Annotated in this window: 15 protein-coding genes; 6 read left to right on the top strand and 9 right to left on the bottom strand. The window is 59.3% G+C overall.

Going from position 1 to position 14,834, the window contains the following annotated elements; all coding sequences use genetic code 11:
- Nucleotides 1-83: 83 nt before the first annotated feature.
- Both HCI85_RS18635 and HCI85_RS18640 read right to left on the bottom strand, forming a co-directional pair.
- Nucleotides 84-914 (bottom strand): formylglycine-generating enzyme family protein, encoded by an 831-nt coding sequence (locus HCI85_RS18635; RefSeq protein ID WP_167147017.1) that lies wholly within the window; start codon nucleotides 912-914, stop codon nucleotides 84-86.
- Complete coding sequence (locus HCI85_RS18640; protein ID WP_167147020.1) at nucleotides 899-1,237, bottom strand: histidine triad nucleotide-binding protein; 339 nt, start codon at nucleotides 1,235-1,237, stop codon at nucleotides 899-901. Before HCI85_RS18640 ends, HCI85_RS18635 begins: the two co-directional genes overlap by 16 nt.
- Before the next feature lie 57 nt (nucleotides 1,238-1,294).
- On the opposite strand from HCI85_RS18640, the gene HCI85_RS18645 reads away from it, so the two are divergent.
- Nucleotides 1,295-2,776: an AAA family ATPase gene (locus tag HCI85_RS18645; protein ID WP_167147023.1), complete on the top strand. Its 1,482-nt coding sequence runs from the start codon at nucleotides 1,295-1,297 to the stop codon at nucleotides 2,774-2,776.
- Here HCI85_RS18645 and HCI85_RS18650 read toward each other — a convergent pair whose 3' ends face one another.
- The 5 genes from HCI85_RS18650 to hemJ form a co-directional block, all read right to left on the bottom strand.
- Nucleotides 2,777-3,571, bottom strand: coding sequence for an SDR family NAD(P)-dependent oxidoreductase (locus HCI85_RS18650; RefSeq protein ID WP_167147027.1), 795 nt, complete (start codon nucleotides 3,569-3,571; stop codon nucleotides 2,777-2,779). It abuts the gene before it with no gap.
- 57 nt (nucleotides 3,572-3,628) lie between these two features.
- Nucleotides 3,629-4,573, bottom strand: coding sequence for a DUF805 domain-containing protein (locus tag HCI85_RS18655; protein ID WP_167147030.1), 945 nt, complete (start codon nucleotides 4,571-4,573; stop codon nucleotides 3,629-3,631).
- 107 nt (nucleotides 4,574-4,680) lie between these two features.
- Complete coding sequence (locus tag HCI85_RS18660) at nucleotides 4,681-5,943, bottom strand: alanine racemase (RefSeq protein WP_167147034.1); 1,263 nt, start codon at nucleotides 5,941-5,943, stop codon at nucleotides 4,681-4,683.
- A complete protein-coding gene (locus HCI85_RS18665) occupies nucleotides 5,940-6,902 on the bottom strand; it encodes an NAD(P)H-dependent flavin oxidoreductase (protein ID WP_167147037.1) in 963 nt (320 codons plus the stop codon). Before HCI85_RS18665 ends, HCI85_RS18660 begins: the two co-directional genes overlap by 4 nt.
- A 21-nt stretch (nucleotides 6,903-6,923) precedes the next feature.
- Nucleotides 6,924-7,352 carry a protoporphyrinogen oxidase HemJ gene (gene hemJ / locus HCI85_RS18670; protein WP_090256103.1) on the bottom strand — a complete coding sequence of 143 codons (429 nt, stop codon included), beginning with the start codon at nucleotides 7,350-7,352 and terminating at the stop codon, nucleotides 6,924-6,926.
- Nucleotides 7,353-7,498: 146 nt separating this feature from the next.
- Between hemJ and argC the strand changes: the two genes are divergently transcribed.
- The 4 genes from argC (at nucleotide 7,499) to erpA (ending at nucleotide 10,111) form a co-directional block, all read left to right on the top strand.
- Nucleotides 7,499-8,533: an N-acetyl-gamma-glutamyl-phosphate reductase gene (argC, locus tag HCI85_RS18675; RefSeq protein ID WP_167147040.1), complete on the top strand. Its 1,035-nt coding sequence runs from the start codon at nucleotides 7,499-7,501 to the stop codon at nucleotides 8,531-8,533.
- Complete coding sequence (locus HCI85_RS18680; protein WP_167147043.1) at nucleotides 8,533-9,264, top strand: DUF6776 family protein; 732 nt, start codon at nucleotides 8,533-8,535, stop codon at nucleotides 9,262-9,264. The genes argC and HCI85_RS18680 overlap by 1 nt, the downstream gene beginning before the upstream one ends.
- Nucleotides 9,265-9,273: 9 nt before the next feature.
- Nucleotides 9,274-9,684: a bactofilin family protein gene (locus tag HCI85_RS18685; protein WP_160089380.1), complete on the top strand. Its 411-nt coding sequence runs from the start codon at nucleotides 9,274-9,276 to the stop codon at nucleotides 9,682-9,684.
- A gap of 76 nt (nucleotides 9,685-9,760) precedes the next feature.
- A complete protein-coding gene (gene erpA / locus HCI85_RS18690) occupies nucleotides 9,761-10,111 on the top strand; it encodes an iron-sulfur cluster insertion protein ErpA (protein ID WP_090256106.1) in 351 nt (116 codons plus the stop codon).
- Nucleotides 10,112-10,189: 78 nt separating this feature from the next.
- Here the strand turns inward: erpA and HCI85_RS18695 are convergent, their stop codons facing one another.
- Together HCI85_RS18695 and HCI85_RS18700 are read right to left on the bottom strand one after the other, a co-directional pair.
- The gene (locus tag HCI85_RS18695) at nucleotides 10,190-11,281 is read right to left on the bottom strand and encodes an anhydro-N-acetylmuramic acid kinase (protein ID WP_167147046.1); all 1,092 of its coding nucleotides are present in this window, start codon (nucleotides 11,279-11,281) and stop codon (nucleotides 10,190-10,192) included.
- Between the two features lie 3 nt (nucleotides 11,282-11,284).
- Nucleotides 11,285-12,685 (bottom strand): peptidoglycan DD-metalloendopeptidase family protein, encoded by a 1,401-nt coding sequence (locus HCI85_RS18700; protein ID WP_167147048.1) that lies wholly within the window; start codon nucleotides 12,683-12,685, stop codon nucleotides 11,285-11,287.
- Nucleotides 12,686-12,898: 213 nt separating this feature from the next.
- Between HCI85_RS18700 and tyrS the strand changes: the two genes are divergently transcribed.
- A complete protein-coding gene (gene tyrS / locus HCI85_RS18705; RefSeq protein ID WP_090256109.1) occupies nucleotides 12,899-14,101 on the top strand; it encodes a tyrosine--tRNA ligase in 1,203 nt (400 codons plus the stop codon).
- Nucleotides 14,102-14,834 lie beyond the last annotated feature (733 nt).

Below are 14,834 nucleotides of genomic sequence, written 5' to 3' on the forward strand. Positions count from 1 at the left end.
GATGATGACGGCGTTCAGTTTACTCCACGCGCGGGAGAAGGTCTGTTGACGTTTCGTCGCAGCCTTGCCGCACGTCGGCCTCATTAGAGTTCGCGCAACACGCGAAAACCCAGAGCGTAGTCCTTGTGCTGGGGCTGCTTCATGTCGCGTTGGCTGCTGCGCAGGTAGGTCGGGCCACTGTTCCAAGCGCCGCCACGAACTGCTCGCGGGCTCTGATCGATTAAACCGGCGCTGCGTTGCTCACTGCCATCGAACGGGCTGGCGAAGCGTGAAGCGGTCCACTCCCAGACATTGCCGGCGGTGTCATGCAGGCCGAAGGCATTGGCGGCGAACTGGCCGACACGTTCGGTCTTGCTCTGGATCAGCCGTGAGGTGGCGCAGCCACGGCAATGCGCACGCGGCCGAGTTTCTGGGCTGTCGAGCTGCTCGCCCCACCAGTAATAGCTGGTGCTGCCGGCGCGGGCGGCATATTCCCATTCGGCTTCGGTGGGCAACCGGTAGCGCTGGCCGGTGACCTTTGAGAGCCATTGGCTGTAGGCCGCGGCCTGATGCCAGGACACATGGATTGCCGGCCGCTGCGCTGACAGGCCCCAGCCTTCGTTATCTGGCATTGGCGTCGCGGTGGCCTCGGCATACTGCTGCCAGTCGCTGAACGTCACCTCATAACGACCGATGGCAAATGGCTGAGAAATTTCGATCGGAGTCAGCGGGCGTTCGTTATGGTTGCCGCGGCCACTGTGATCACCGAGCAGATAGCGCCCGGCAGGCACCACCACCAACTGTGGCCCTTGCTTGCCCTTGGGTAAGGCGTCGCTGAATACGCTGCCAACCGTATGTGCCTGCGCGGTGTTGATGACCAGCAGGGCGAGCACGGTCAGTGCGCCGAGTAAGGAACGACTCAACCCGGTGGCCATGCCATCTGCCGTTGACCCAGCACGTGCATATGGATGTGGTGCACCGTTTGGCCGCCCAGGTCATTGCAGTTCATCACCATGCGAAAGCCTTCCTCGCAGCCTTGCTCCTTGGCCAGGCGCTGCGCGGTAAAGAGGATATGCCCAGCCAGCGGCTTGTCTGCCTCGCTCAGGTCATTGAGGGTACTGATGTGTTTTTTCGGGATAACCAGAAAGTGCACTGGTGCCTGCGGGCCGATATCGTGAAAGGCAATCACCTGATCATCTTCATAAAGCTTGCGCGCCGGTATTTCACCAGCGACGATCTTGCAAAATAGACAGTCCATGGACAGTCTCCCGGCCGGTATTTAAAGAGGCCCGAGTTTAGTGGACAAGGAGCGTGGGTGAAAAACGATATTCATGATTTGGGCTTGGTACTGGACTCCAAGACCAAACTGGTGCTGATCGAATCCTGGGATGAGCCGCGGGTGCTGGAAACTCTGACCAGCTTGGCCGTGCGCCGCAGCCTTGGTTTGCAGGTGTGGTCGGTGACCGAAGGCTTGCAGCGTGTGGGCTATTCCATTCAGGAACCGGTCGACAGCACCACCCTGGAGCCTGAAACCGCGCTGCGTCTGATCAAAGCGGACACGCAGCCGACGCTGTATGTGTTGTGCGATCTGCATCCGTTTCTAGAGGACAACCCCAAACTGGTGCGCCTGCTCAAGGAAATAGCCATGAGTGAGGAGCCCAGCAAGCCGACGCTGGTGCTGGTGTCCCATGCCTGCAAGTTGCCGCCTGAGGTGCAGCGATACGCTTCACGCTTCAGCCTGTCTCTGCCTTCCGAGGAGGAGTTGCTGGCCATCGTGCGCGAGGAAGCCACCGGCTGGAGTGCACGTAACCGCAATGCCCGGGTGCGCACCGATAACCGCACCTTGCAGCAAGTGGTGAAAAACCTCCGTGGTCTCAGCCATGCAGAAGCCCGTGCGCTGGCGCGCAATGTAATCTGCGATGACGGCGCTATTACCCAGGAAGACCTGCCGGAGCTGAACAAGACCAAGTTCAAGCTGCTTGATCTCGATGGTGTGTTGAGTTTCGAGTACGACACGGCGCGTTTCGCCGAGGTTGGTGGGCTGAGCAACCTCAAGCGCTGGTTGGGTGACCGGCAGAGCATTTTTCTTGAAGGTAAAGGTGTCGATCTGCCCAAAGGCGTGCTGCTGGTGGGTGTGCAGGGCGGCGGTAAGAGCCTGGCCGCCAAGGCCATTGCTGGTCTGTGGGGCCTGCCCCTACTGCGTCTGGACTTTGCCTGCCTGTACAACAAGTTCTTCGGCGAGACCGAGCGCAACCTGCGTGAAGCCTTGAAGCTTGCTGAGCAGATGGCACCTTGCGTGCTGTGGATAGACGAGATCGAGAAAGGCCTGGCCAGTGGTGATCACGATGGTGGCGTCAGCCAGCGCGTACTCGGCACCCTGTTGACCTGGATGGCCGAGCGCAAGGCACCGGTGTTTATGGTGGCGACCGCTAACGTCATCTCGCGGCTACCACCGGAGCTGGTGCGCAAGGGCCGTTTCGATGAGCTGTTCTTTGTCGATTTGCCGGACGCGGCGGTGCGGGCCGACATCTTCCGTATTCACCTGGCGCGGCGTGAGCTGGATGTGGCGGGGTTTGATCTGAGCCAGCTGGCCGCCGCTTGTGATGGCTTTTCCGGTGCGGAGATCGAGCAGGCGGTAGTCAGTGCCCTGTATGCCGCGCAAGCCCAGCAACAAACGGTCAATCAGGCGTTGCTGCTGCAGAGCATTCAAAGCACCGCGCCGCTGTCGGTGGTGATGGCCGAAGACCTGGCGGCCCTGCGTGCCTGGGCGGACGGACGCACGGTCAACGCCGGCTAGCTACCTAACCGGCTTGCCGAACTGGCGATTGAGCCGTGCGCTGATACGCCGTACCAGCCAGCGCGGTCCTAATCTAGGGCTGAGCGCAATCAGGCGATTGCGCCAGCCCGGGATGATGATCGCGCGGTTCTTCTCCAGCGCCTTGACGGTGATCAGGGCCACTTCCTCGGCATTCATCATCAGCTTGCTGCCCTGCAGGGCCTGTATATCCATCTGTGCAGTGCGGAAAAACGCACTGCGGGTTGGTCCCGGGCAGAGTACGGAGACTTTGACGCCATACGCTTTAAGCTCTTCGCGCAGGCCTTCGGAGAAGTGCAGCACATAGGCCTTGCTCGCGTAGTAGTTGCTCATGCCAGGTCCTGGCTGAAAGCCGGCGACCGATGCGACGTTGAGAATCTGTCCGCTGCCCTGGCCGGCCATGATAGTGCCGATGGCGTGGCACAGGCGGGCGAGTGCCAGGATATTCAGTTCGATCAGCTGTTGCTCGCGAGCCCAGTCCTGCGCCACGTAGGCACCCGAGGTGCCAACACCGGCGTTGTTTACCAGCAGGTCGATGGTGCGTTCGCCTTGCTCCAACTCATGCAGTAGGCCGCTGACCTGCAGTGGCTGGCTAAGGTCGCAGACGCGAAACAGCACCTCCACGGAAAAGCGTTGAGTCAGTTCGCAGGCAATGCTTTCCAGCGCATCGCGCTGGCGCGCCACCAGAATCAGATTGCGGCCACGCCGAGCCAGTGCTTCGGCCAGGGCTAGGCCAATACCGCTGGAGGCTCCGGTAATAAGCGCGTAACGGGTCATAGGGTTCTCCGTGATGGGGCCTTTCGACCCCATGTACCGCGCAAGGTTGCGAGTGGGTTACAGGCCGGCGTCGGCATAACCCATATAGGCAGGCAGGGCGATGGCCGCAACAATACCGATGACGATGATGGCCACCCAGAGCAGGGCGAGGATTTTCACCGCGCGGCTATTCGGCGGTGGTGGCGGACCAAAGCGGTTAGCGGCGGTGCTGCCGGGGATGATAAACATCAGCAGGGAGAATACCCCGCCGACAATCGGCACCAGGGTGACCAGCAGCAGCCAGCCCGACCAGCCGATGTCATGCAGGCGCTGCACACCGATCATGATGCCGACTACCGCCACGGCGATACCCACGACCACCATCAGCAGACCGCCGAGAATCTCCGATGCGGCGAAGAACCCACCGGCGATGCCGAACAACGGCAAGCAGGCCAGCATCAGTACCATCGACCAGGCCAGGTAGCGCAAGCGGCCGATTCGTCCGTCGGTGGTAAAAGCTTTCAGCTCGCCGAACTCCGGCAGGGTTTCTGCCACCGCCGCTTTCGGTGTGGCGTAGGGCGTTGCCGCTGCGCTGACCACTTCAGGCGGGTTTTCTGCGAGCATGGCCTGGCGGGCGATAAATTTCTCGATAACGATGCCGCAGGCCGAGCATTCGATGGCTTTGCTTTGCTGGTGACCGCACTTTGGGCAGGTCATCAGTACGTTGCTTTCAGCTTCGCTGCTTTCCGTACGATGATCATCTGTTTCCACCAGGCTCAGGCTGGCGGCCAGGTCCTGTTCCTTGCGCACTTTGGCCCCGGCGCTCTGCAGTGCCTTGAGGTACTGGTCTGCCTCGTTTTCGCTGAGGTCGCGCTTGATATCGACATTGCCGCCGCTAAACAGCGAGTTGATCCGGGTCAGGTCGCTCTTGAACAGGCGGGCGAGGTTTTCTTTGGCTGTTTCCAGGCTGACGTCAGGCATCAACTCGCCGTTAAACACAATCTTGAAGCGGGCTTGGGTCATGTCGGCGTCCTTGTCGGTGCCAGGGTAGAGTTGCGCTACAGACTAGCCGGCCTGCAGGCCAGTAAACAAGCCGCCTGCGCGCAAATGTGCCTGGGTCTAGAGGCGCTTCACGCTCTGCTGGCGGACCAGCTGCCTACCAAGCGGCCGTTGCGCAGAAGAACGAGTTGGTTGAATAACTCGAACAGGCCCTCCGAGCGCTGTGGGCGGAGAAACACCCAGTCGTCGACCTGTAAGCCTGTGCCGGCTGAGCCGATCAGGCGTTCCTGGTTGGCGCTGCGTCCATACAGTGAGTCATAACTGAGCCCCGCCGGGGATACCGGAGTTGCTGGCCATTGCCCGCCATACAGGTAGTAAGCCTGCTGGCGATTGGGATTCCAGCGCTGCAGCAGTTGCTGTGAGCCGTCGAGAAACGGTAGCTGCCCGGGTAACGCTTTGAGCACCGGGCTGGCAATCCACAGGGCGGCTTGTTGGGCGGCCAGCAGGTCGCTGTCGAAATCACTGGGTTTGAGCAGTGCGGAGCCGATTGCGACTTCATTCAGCGGCGTATCGAGCTGGGTGTGCAGGGCATAGGTCAGGCTGCCAGCGCCATTGAGCAGCGGTTGTTGCGGCCATAGCTCGCTGAATGCGGCGGCGCTGGTGATAAATGCGCGGTAGCGTACGGCGCTCTGGGTAAAGGCGCTGGTTTGGTCGGTCCAGAACGGCGTATGGGCGAGGTGCGCGTCATAGCCCATCAGGCCGCGTATGCGTAGCCGGTTGGGCGTATTACGCAGCCAGGTGAGTGCGGCGCCAAGTTCTGCGGGCGTCGCAAAACCGCCGCGGGCCAGGCCGATGTCGATTTCAAAGGCAATCTGTAGCGGTTGGTTGAGGGCGTTGGCCAGTGCGGCGTATTCCTGCAGACGGTTTTGGCTGTCGATCAGCCAGGTCAGCTGCTCGGCCGGGACAAAGCCGCTGCCCTGCGGCAGTTGTTGGTAGAAGCTCAGGGCCGCAGCGCTGGGCAAGGGCTTGCCGAGTAGCAGGTCGGACTGGGGGAAGTTGACTGCCAGCTGATTGATCTGTGGCTGGTGAAACACCATAAAACGCTGCGTGCCGAGTTTCTTCGCCAGGTAGTCGAGCAAGCCGGTGGAGGCCAGCGATTTGGCCACCAAGCGCAGCGGGAGTTGCTTACCGAGCTGGCTAGCCAGCAGCTCGGCGTTCTGATCAAGGCGTTCCAGGTCAACGACCAGCAAAGGCAGACCGGCCCCTGCGCGTCGCAGCAGTTGGTTGAGTGCCGCAAAATAAGGTGTGTGTGGCTGGCCGAGGTCATCCGGGCGCAGTGCCCAGCCGGCCAGCAGCCCGAACGCCCCAATGCCGATCAGGCTGCGTCGCTTCATCGCGCCCAGCGTTGTTGCAACTGCAGGCTTTGCTTGAGGGCGGCCCGGTATTCGCTGTCGAGGCGGGCGATCAGCTGCTCGACGCTGGGCAGGTCGTTGATAGTGCCAACACCCTGGCCGGCCGACCATACGGTTTTCCAGGCCTTGGCTTCTTCATCCATCGGTTTGAGCTTCTCGCCGTAGTTGACCTCGCCTTTGTTCTGCAGCTGCTTGAGGTCGTAGCCGGCCAGTTCCAGGCTCTGGCGCATAAAGCTTGCGGGCACCCCGGAGACCGCCGGGGTGTGGATGATGTCGGCGGCTTTGGCGTCGAGGATCATCTGCTTGTAAGCAGCGGAAGCGGCGTTTTCCTGGGTGGCAATCAGGCGGGTGCCAAGGTAAGCGAGGTCGGCGCCGAGCAGCTGGGCGGCCAGCACTTCATGGCCCTGATTGAGGCAACCAGCCAGTAGCAGGGTCTTGTCGAAGAACTGGCGGATCTCGGCGATCAGCGCAAACGGGCTCCAAGTGCCAGCATGTCCGCCTGCGCCAGCGGCTACCGCGATCAGGCCGTCGACGCCGGCTTCGGCGGCTTTCTCAGCATGCCGGCGGGTGGTCACGTCGTGAAACACCAGACCGCCATAGCTGTGCACCGCATCGACCACGTCCTTCACCGCGCCGAGGCTGGTGATCACGATGGGCACGCGCTGTTCAACGCAGATGGCCAGGTCCGCCTGCAGGCGCGGGTTGCTACCGTGCACGATCAGGTTAACCGCATAGGGTGCAGCGGCGCTGTCCAGGCCTGCTTCGATCTCCTGCAGCCAGTCCTTGAAGCCGCTGCTGTCACGCTGGTTGAGCGCCGGAAAGCTGCCGACTATGCCGCTGTTGCAGCAGGCCAGAACCAGTTGTGGGTTGGACACCAGAAACATCGGCGCCGCGACGACGGGTAGGCGCAGGCGTTGTTCGAGCAGGGCCGGAAGCGACATGCGGTAATCCTCTTGGAGTATTTAGAAAGGGCGAACCACGACCAGAATGACAATGCCGAGTAAGGCCAGCACGGGCGCTTCATTGAACCAGCGGTAGAACACATGGCCGCGTTGGTTCTCGCCACGGGCAAAGGCTTTGAGCTGGGCGCCGCACATGAACTGGTAGACCACCAGCAGCGCCACCAGGCTCAGCTTGGCGTGCATCCAGCCTTGGCTGAAGTAGTAGCTCGGGTTAAGGCTGAGCAGCCACAGACCTAGGCCGACGGTAAGAATCAGTGATGGCCACATGATCCCGCGGTAGAGCTTGCGCTCCATGATGCAGAAGCGTTCGCGGCTGACTTCGTCGGTGCTCATGGCGTGGTAGACGAACAGGCGCGGCAGGTAAAACAGGCCGGCGAACCAGCAGACCATGGCGATGATGTGAAAAGCCTTGAGCCATAGATAGAGCATCGTGCGCACTCGTTGCAGGAAAGTGCCCCGATAGTAGTGTGCATGACCGCCTCCGTCATCACATGCGGCGCTCAAGTGTTGGCCCCTGGCCGAAGCGGCCGTATCATCGGCAGCTTTCCACTGCTGGTATTGCAAAGGGGCAAGTGATGATCAAGGTCGGAATCGTCGGTGGCACGGGGTATACCGGTGTCGAGCTGTTGCGTTTGTTGGCGCAACACCCGCAAGCGCAGGTCGAGGTGATTACCTCACGCTCCGAGGCCGGCATGCGTGTCGATGAGATGTACCCGAACCTGCGCGGTCATTACGACAACCTGGCGTTCAGCGTGCCGGACGTTGCTACCCTGGGCGCCTGCGATGTGGTGTTCTTCGCCACCCCGCATGGTGTTGCGCATGCCCTGGCCGGTGAGCTGCTGGCCGCCGGCACCAAGGTGATCGATCTGTCAGCCGACTTCCGCCTGCAGGACGCCGATGAATGGGCCAAGTGGTACGGTCAGCCGCACGGCGCGCCGGACCTGCTGCCGGAAGCGGTGTATGGCTTGCCGGAAGTTAACCGTGAAGCGATCAAGCAGGCGCGACTGATCGCCGTGCCGGGCTGCTACCCCACTGCCGCGCAACTGGCGCTGATTCCGCTGCTAGAGGCTGGGCTGGCTGATACCGCGCAGGTGATCGCTGACTGCAAATCCGGGGTTAGCGGTGCCGGGCGCGGTGCCAGTGTGGGTTCGCTGTTCAGCGAGGCCGGTGAGAGCATGAAGGCTTATGGGGTGAAAGGTCATCGGCATCTGCCGGAGATCCGTCAGGGTCTGCGCCGGGCTGCCGGTAAGGATGTCGGCCTGACCTTTGTGCCGCACCTCACGCCGATGATCCGCGGTATTCACGCCACGCTTTACGCCACTGTGGTCGACCGCTCGGTGGATCTGCAGGCGTTGTTCGGGCAGCGTTATGCCAACGAGCCTTTCGTTGATGTTATGCCCGCTGGTAGCCACCCGGAAACGCGCAGCGTGCGCGGTGCCAACGTCTGTCGGATTGCCGTGCACCGTCCACAGGATGGCGACCTGGTGGTGGTGCTCTCGGTGATCGACAACTTGGTCAAAGGTGCTTCGGGCCAGGCAGTGCAGAACATGAACATCCTCTTTGGCCTCGATGAGCGCCTGGGCTTATCTCACGCGGCCATGCTGCCCTGATGGCGGGCTGGGAGGTCCGCCTCAGCGACCCCGGGCGCGCCAGGCGCCGGCGTGTATTCGTCCTGCTGCTGGTGCTGTGTATTCCGCTGGCGTTTTATGCGGGCAGTTGGTGGCAGCATTACACGCAACCTGCCGTGACGGTGGGACAGCCAGTCGAATCAGAGCGCGATGAGCAACTGCTGCGTGACCTCGAAGAGCTGCGGCAGCGTGTGGCGGTATTGAGCAGCGCAGAAAAACTCAGCCAGCAGGCCAACGAGCAGAGCCGGCTGAGTATCAAGCTGCTGGAAGAGCAGATCTATAAACAGCAGCAGGATCTGGCCTTCTACAAAGGTGTATTGGCCCCCGCCAGTCGTCGTGAAGGTTTGCGCATCCGGGCCTTTGAGCTGCAGGCCACGGACAGTCCCGAGCTTTTCCGCTACAAGATACTCCTCAGTCGCGTGGGCAAAGGTGAGGCGCCGCTGGAAGGGCAGCTGCATGTGTCGATCGTCGGCAAGCAAGGCGAGCAGGACGTTACGCTCGAACTGGCTGCGCTGTCTGCGGACCTGCCTGATGCGTTGCCTGAGCAGCCGATTACCTTCGTGTTCAAGCACTTTCAGGCTATTCCTGAAGCTGGGCGGTTTGCCGAGCTAAAGTTGCCAGAAGGGTTTGTCCCGCGCGAGATCAAGGTGCGTGCCGAGGTGCAGGGCGAGAAGCCTCTGCTGCGTACATTCAAGTGGAACAAAGAGGAGTAACTGTTCCTTATGTGGAATAAAGACAAGGCGCGTACCGACGTGCAGCGTTTCGCGGGCAAGACCAGCCTGATTGCGGTAGGTGCCGAGCTGCATGGCGATTTGCGCTTTCAAGGCGCGGTGCAGGTCGATGGCAAAGTCATCGGTAACCTGGTCGCCAGCGAAGGCATGGTGCGCGTCAGTGTGCAGGGACGGGTTGAAGGTGAGCTTCGTGCCCCCCATATCGTGATTGACGGTGAGGTGATTGGCGATGTGCACGCCAGTGGTCACCTTGAGTTGGGCGCGCGAGCGCGAGTGCGCGGCAATCTGTATTACGCGTTGATGGAAATGGCCATGGGTGCGCAGATCGAAGGCCGCCTCTGCCGCTTGCAGGACGAACCGCGGCCGTTGGAATTACCAGAAACGCTGGATGCTGCACAATAGTTGACCGCTTTTCTCGGGTAAGCGGATAATGCCGATCAGAATGCAGTATGGCGCGTAGCGCCGGGAGTTAATCAGCATGAGCGTCGAAACCTTCACCCCCAGCGCTATGCAATTTACGCAGGGCGCAGCGAACAAGGTGAAGAGCCTGGTCGATGAGGAAGGCAACCCGCGCCTGAAATTGCGCGTGTTTGTAACGGGAGGCGGTTGTTCCGGCTTCCAGTACGGCTTCACCTTCGATGAAGAAGTCGCCGAGGATGACACCATCATCGAGCGCGAAGGCGTGAGTCTGGTGGTCGATCCGATGAGCTTTCAGTACCTGGCAGGTGCCGAGGTGGATTATCAGGAAGGTCTGGAAGGTTCGCGATTTGTCATCAACAACCCGAACGCCACCACTACCTGCGGTTGCGGCTCTTCGTTCTCGATCTGAGTTGCAGGCTGTTCAAGCTAACGCCGTGCCTTATGCACGGCGTTGTCGTTTCTGCGCGCAGCAGATTGGAAAAGGTGATTAGGCGGGGTAGATCGCGCCAAGCACCCGCAGGCCGCGAGCGCCGGTGACGCTAGGCCGGTTGGCGGGAATGCCTTCCAGGCAGCAGTGCGCCAGCCAGGCAAAGGCCATGGCTTCGACCCAATCGGCGGGCACACCATGTGCGTCGGTACTGCTCACCTGGCTATTAGGCAGCAGCTGCGCCAGGCGGCGCATCAGTGTGTGGTTATGCGCACCACCACCACACACCAGCAGCATCTCGGTGTGCTGCTGAGCAGCCTTGAGCGCCTCGGTAATGCTGATTGCGGTCATTTCCAGCAAGGTAGCCTGCACGTCAGCCTTAGCAATCGCCGGCAGGTTTTGCAGGTGCTGATCCAGCCAGGTCAGGTTGAACAGCTCGCGCCCCGTGCTTTTAGGGCCTTGAGTCTGGAAATAGGGATCGCTGAGTAGGGCGTGCAGAAGTGCCATCTGCACCTGACCGCTTGCCGCCCACTGGCCGTCTTGGTCGTACGTCAGGCCCTGGTGACGTTGAATCCAGGCGTCCAGCAGTACATTGCCCGGGCCACAATCGAAACCATGCACCGGACGTTCGTGTTCAAGCAGGCTGAGGTTGCTGAAACCGCCAATGTTCAGGATGGCGCGAGTGCTGTTCTCGCTGGCGAACAATGCCTGGTGAAACGCCGGAACCAGCGGCGCCCCCTGGCCTCCCGCAGCGACATCGCGGCGGCGAAAGTCACTGACCACGCTGATGCCAGTCAGCTCCGCGAGTAGGGCGGGGTTGCCGATCTGGACTGTGAAGCCGCGGGCAGGTTCATGGCGCACGGTCTGGCCGTGGCTACCGATGGCGCGAACGCTGTGTGTGGGCGTTTCGTGCTGCGCAAGTAAGTCATTGATGCCCTGTGCTGCCAGGGTGGCCCAATGCTGTTCGGCAATCGCGGCGCGGGCTAACTCATCTGGTCCGGGCGCACACAGGTTAAGTAAGCTGCTGCGCAGCTCTTCAGGCATCGGCAGGTAGCGGGTACCGACTAAGCGAGTGCTGTGTGTCTGTTCAATCAGTGCAATGTCCAGACCGTCCAGGCTGGTACCGGACATCACACCGAGATAGAGGGGCATGGTTTAGCGCTGATTGTTGAGGGCAAGCATCGTGGACTTCTCTTTATCCATTTGCGCCATCAACGGTTTGCTCAGCTGCATGAAACGGGCTTTCTCACTGCTGGCAATCGGGTCGGCCATTGGCAGCTTCTGGCTCAATGGGTCAACGTGAACGCCATTCACCTGGAACTCATAGTGCAGATGCGGTCCGGTGGATAGGCCGGTGGTACCGATATAGCCGATGATCTGGCCTTGCTTGACGTTGGTACCGCTGCGGATGCCTTTGGCAAAGCCGTTCATGTGCGCATACAAGGTACGGTAGCGTTGACCGTGCTGGATAATGACCGCATTACCGTAGCCACCATGACGGCCTGCCAGGGTGATGCGACCATCGCCGGCAGCTTTGATAGGGGTTCCGCGAGGGGCTGCGTAATCCACACCCTTGTGCGCGCGAATCTTGTTCAGCACTGGGTGGCGGCGACCTGTGGAAAAGCGTGAGCTAATACGGGCGAAATCCACCGGGGTGCGGATAAAGGCTTTGCGCATGCTCTCGCCATTGGCGTTGTAATAGCTGCTATTGCCCTGTTTGTTGGTGTAACGCACGGCTGTGTAGGTCTTGCCGCGGTTGGTGAAGCGTGCGGAGAGGATGTTGCCGGTCCCAACCTGCTTGCCGTTGACTACTTTCTTCTCGTAGATCAGCTCGAACTCGTCACCTTCGCGAATATCCATGGCGAAGTCGATGTCGTAGCCAAATACGTTTGCCAGATCCATGGTCAGGCTGTGCGACAAACCGGCCCGCTTGGCTGAGAGAAACAGCGAGCTGTTGATCACGCCGTGGCTGTAGGTAGTCTGGACTTCGGGTTTGACCAGCTCACGCTTGAAGCTGAAGCCTTTGTCATTTTTGGCCAGGGCGATGCTTTCGAGGTCACTGAGTTTGCTGTGCAGGCTTTCGAGTTGGCCGTCCTCACTCAGTTTGAACTCAAGTGCCTGACCTACTTTGAGGCGTGTCAGCTGCTTGGCTTCTTTACTGCTGTTGAGCACGGCGTGCAGCGTGGTCGCACTCAGGCCTACTTTGGCGAACACGGTAGACAGCGTGTCACCGTTCTCCACGCGAACAATATGGTGTAGCGGGTCAGTTTGTTCGGGTTCTGCAGCCTGTGCGGATGGCTGTTCGTCCGGTGTCTCGGTGGCTGCTGTATTGGCGAATGGTGACTGACGGGCCTGGGTGTTGGCGGATTCTGCATCGTCTTGCAGCTCCGCATATTCAGCGCCGCTGTCCAGCTCAAGATTCAGGTAGGTTTTCTTTGCTTCAACTTCGCGAGAGGGGAATACCAGTAGGGCTAGGCTCAGTAGGGCGGCGACGCCACTGGCCGCCAAGATATGGCTTTTCGGGTACAGGGGCGGCGCTTTAGTTGGAGAGGTCATAGGCGGCTTTTTGACTTTAAAAATGAAAAGAAATAGATAAACGAAATGATGAATATGCAGTAACTGTATAAAATATAACCAAATCGCTAGCTAGGCAACCCCGGTTGTCGCTAGGCGGTCTTAGCGTAGGTGGGGTGGCCGGCAGAACTTGTGATTTGTCTGCGATCTTGTATGGTTGGTTCCCTTTTGTTTTGAGTGGTCGTGAGTCCTGTCATGAAGTCGGTTGAAGAGCAGTTGGCGCTGATCAAGCGTGGCGCGGAAGAGGTTCTGGTTGAAGCTGAGCTGATTGAAAAGCTCAAGCGCGGTCAGCCGCTGCGTATTAAGGCCGGTTTTGATCCGACGGCGCCGGATCTGCACCTCGGGCACACCGTGCTCATTAATAAGCTGCGTCAGTTCCAGGAGTTAGGCCACCAGGTGATCTTCCTGATTGGTGACTTCACGGGAATGATTGGTGATCCCAGCGGTAAAAGTGCCACCCGTCCGCCGTTGACCCGTGATCAGGTGCTCGAGAACGCGGAGACCTATAAAACCCAAGTATTCAAGATTCTTGATCCCGCAAAAACCGAGGTTGCCTTCAACTCCACGTGGATGGACAAAATGGGGCCGGCGGATTTCATTCGCCTCACCTCGCAGTACACCGTGGCGCGTATGCTTGAACGCGATGACTTCAGTAAGCGCTACTCGACCAATCAGCCGATAGCCATCCACGAGTTCCTCTATCCGCTGGTACAGGGGTATGACTCGGTTGCGCTGCAGGCGGATGTTGAGCTGGGTGGTACGGATCAGAAGTTCAACCTGCTGATGGGGCGCGAGTTGCAGCGTTCCTATGGTCAGGCGTCGCAGTGCATTGTCACCATGCCGTTGCTTGAAGGGTTGGATGGCGTGAAGAAGATGTCCAAGTCATTGGGCAACTATATAGGGATCCAAGAAGCGCCTGGCGTCATGTACAACAAGCTGGTCTCCATGCCGGATGCATTGATGTGGCGCTATTTCGAGCTGCTTAGCTTTCGCTCCATGGAAGAGATTGAACAGTTCAAGCGTGATGTCGAGCTGGGCGCCAACCCCCGTGACATCAAAATCAAACTGGCCGAAGAGATCGTTGCTCGCTTCCATGGCGAAGAGGCGGCGCTCAGTGCTCATCGCTCGGCTGGCAATCGCATGAAAGAGGGCGAACTGCCTGACGATCTGCCAGAGATCGAGGTGTTATCTGTTGAGGACATGCCGATTGCTGCGCTCCTTAATAAAGCTGGTTTGGTGAAGAACGCTGCTATGGCGCGCGACCTTTTGGGTTCCGGCGGTGTTCGGGTGGATGGTGAGGTGGTGGATCGCTCCTTTATATATAAGGTGGGAGCGGTGCATATCTGTCAGGCCGGCAAGAAGGCGTTTGCGCGCATTACGCTTAAACTAGAGTCATAAGGCGCTAGGCGTAGTGGGTGCGACAAAGCCGTTGAAGCGTCAGCTTCAACGGCTTTGTCGTTTCTGCAGGCGGCGCGCTAGTGGTTTGTGTGGCTACAGCCAGTGATTTCGCGGGTATTGAAACAAAAGCGCAATAAACGATTGACCTTCGTTTGCCAGTCCCTATAATGCGCACCTCTTCAGGCGTAAGCAGCTCCTTAAACTTCTTATAAAACAAGAAGTTAGATTTAAAAAGGGGTTGCAAAGCAGCGAAAGCTGCGTAGAATCCGCCTCCTCTTCAGGGGGTAGTGTTTGAGCCTGAAGGGGTTCGGTCGAGATGATCGAAGGCGGTAAAAGAGGTGGTTGACAGCGGTTTGAAACGCTGTAGAATTCGCCTCCCGCTGACGAGAAGCTAGATGTTGATCGAAGGCGCAAGTGGTTGAGATTGAAAAGAAATTTTCGAAATCACTTGACGGAGAATGAGGCTGCTGTAGAATGCGCGCCTCGGTTGAGACGAAAGACTTAACCACCGCTCTTTAACAACTGAATCAAGCAATTCGTGTGGGTGCTTGTGAGGTAAGACTGCTAGTCGCAAGATTATCAGCATCACAAGTTACTCCGCGAGAGATCAAAGATGTAACCAACGATTGCTGAGCTAAGTTTAGGGTTTTCTCAAAACCCAAGCAGTATTGAACTGAAGAGTTTGATCATGGCTCAGATTGAACGCTGGCGGCAGGCCTAACACATGCAAGTC

The organism is Pseudomonas sp. OTU750018 (assembly GCF_011636575.1).
Lineage (GTDB): Bacteria > Pseudomonadota > Gammaproteobacteria > Pseudomonadales > Pseudomonadaceae > Aquipseudomonas > Aquipseudomonas peli.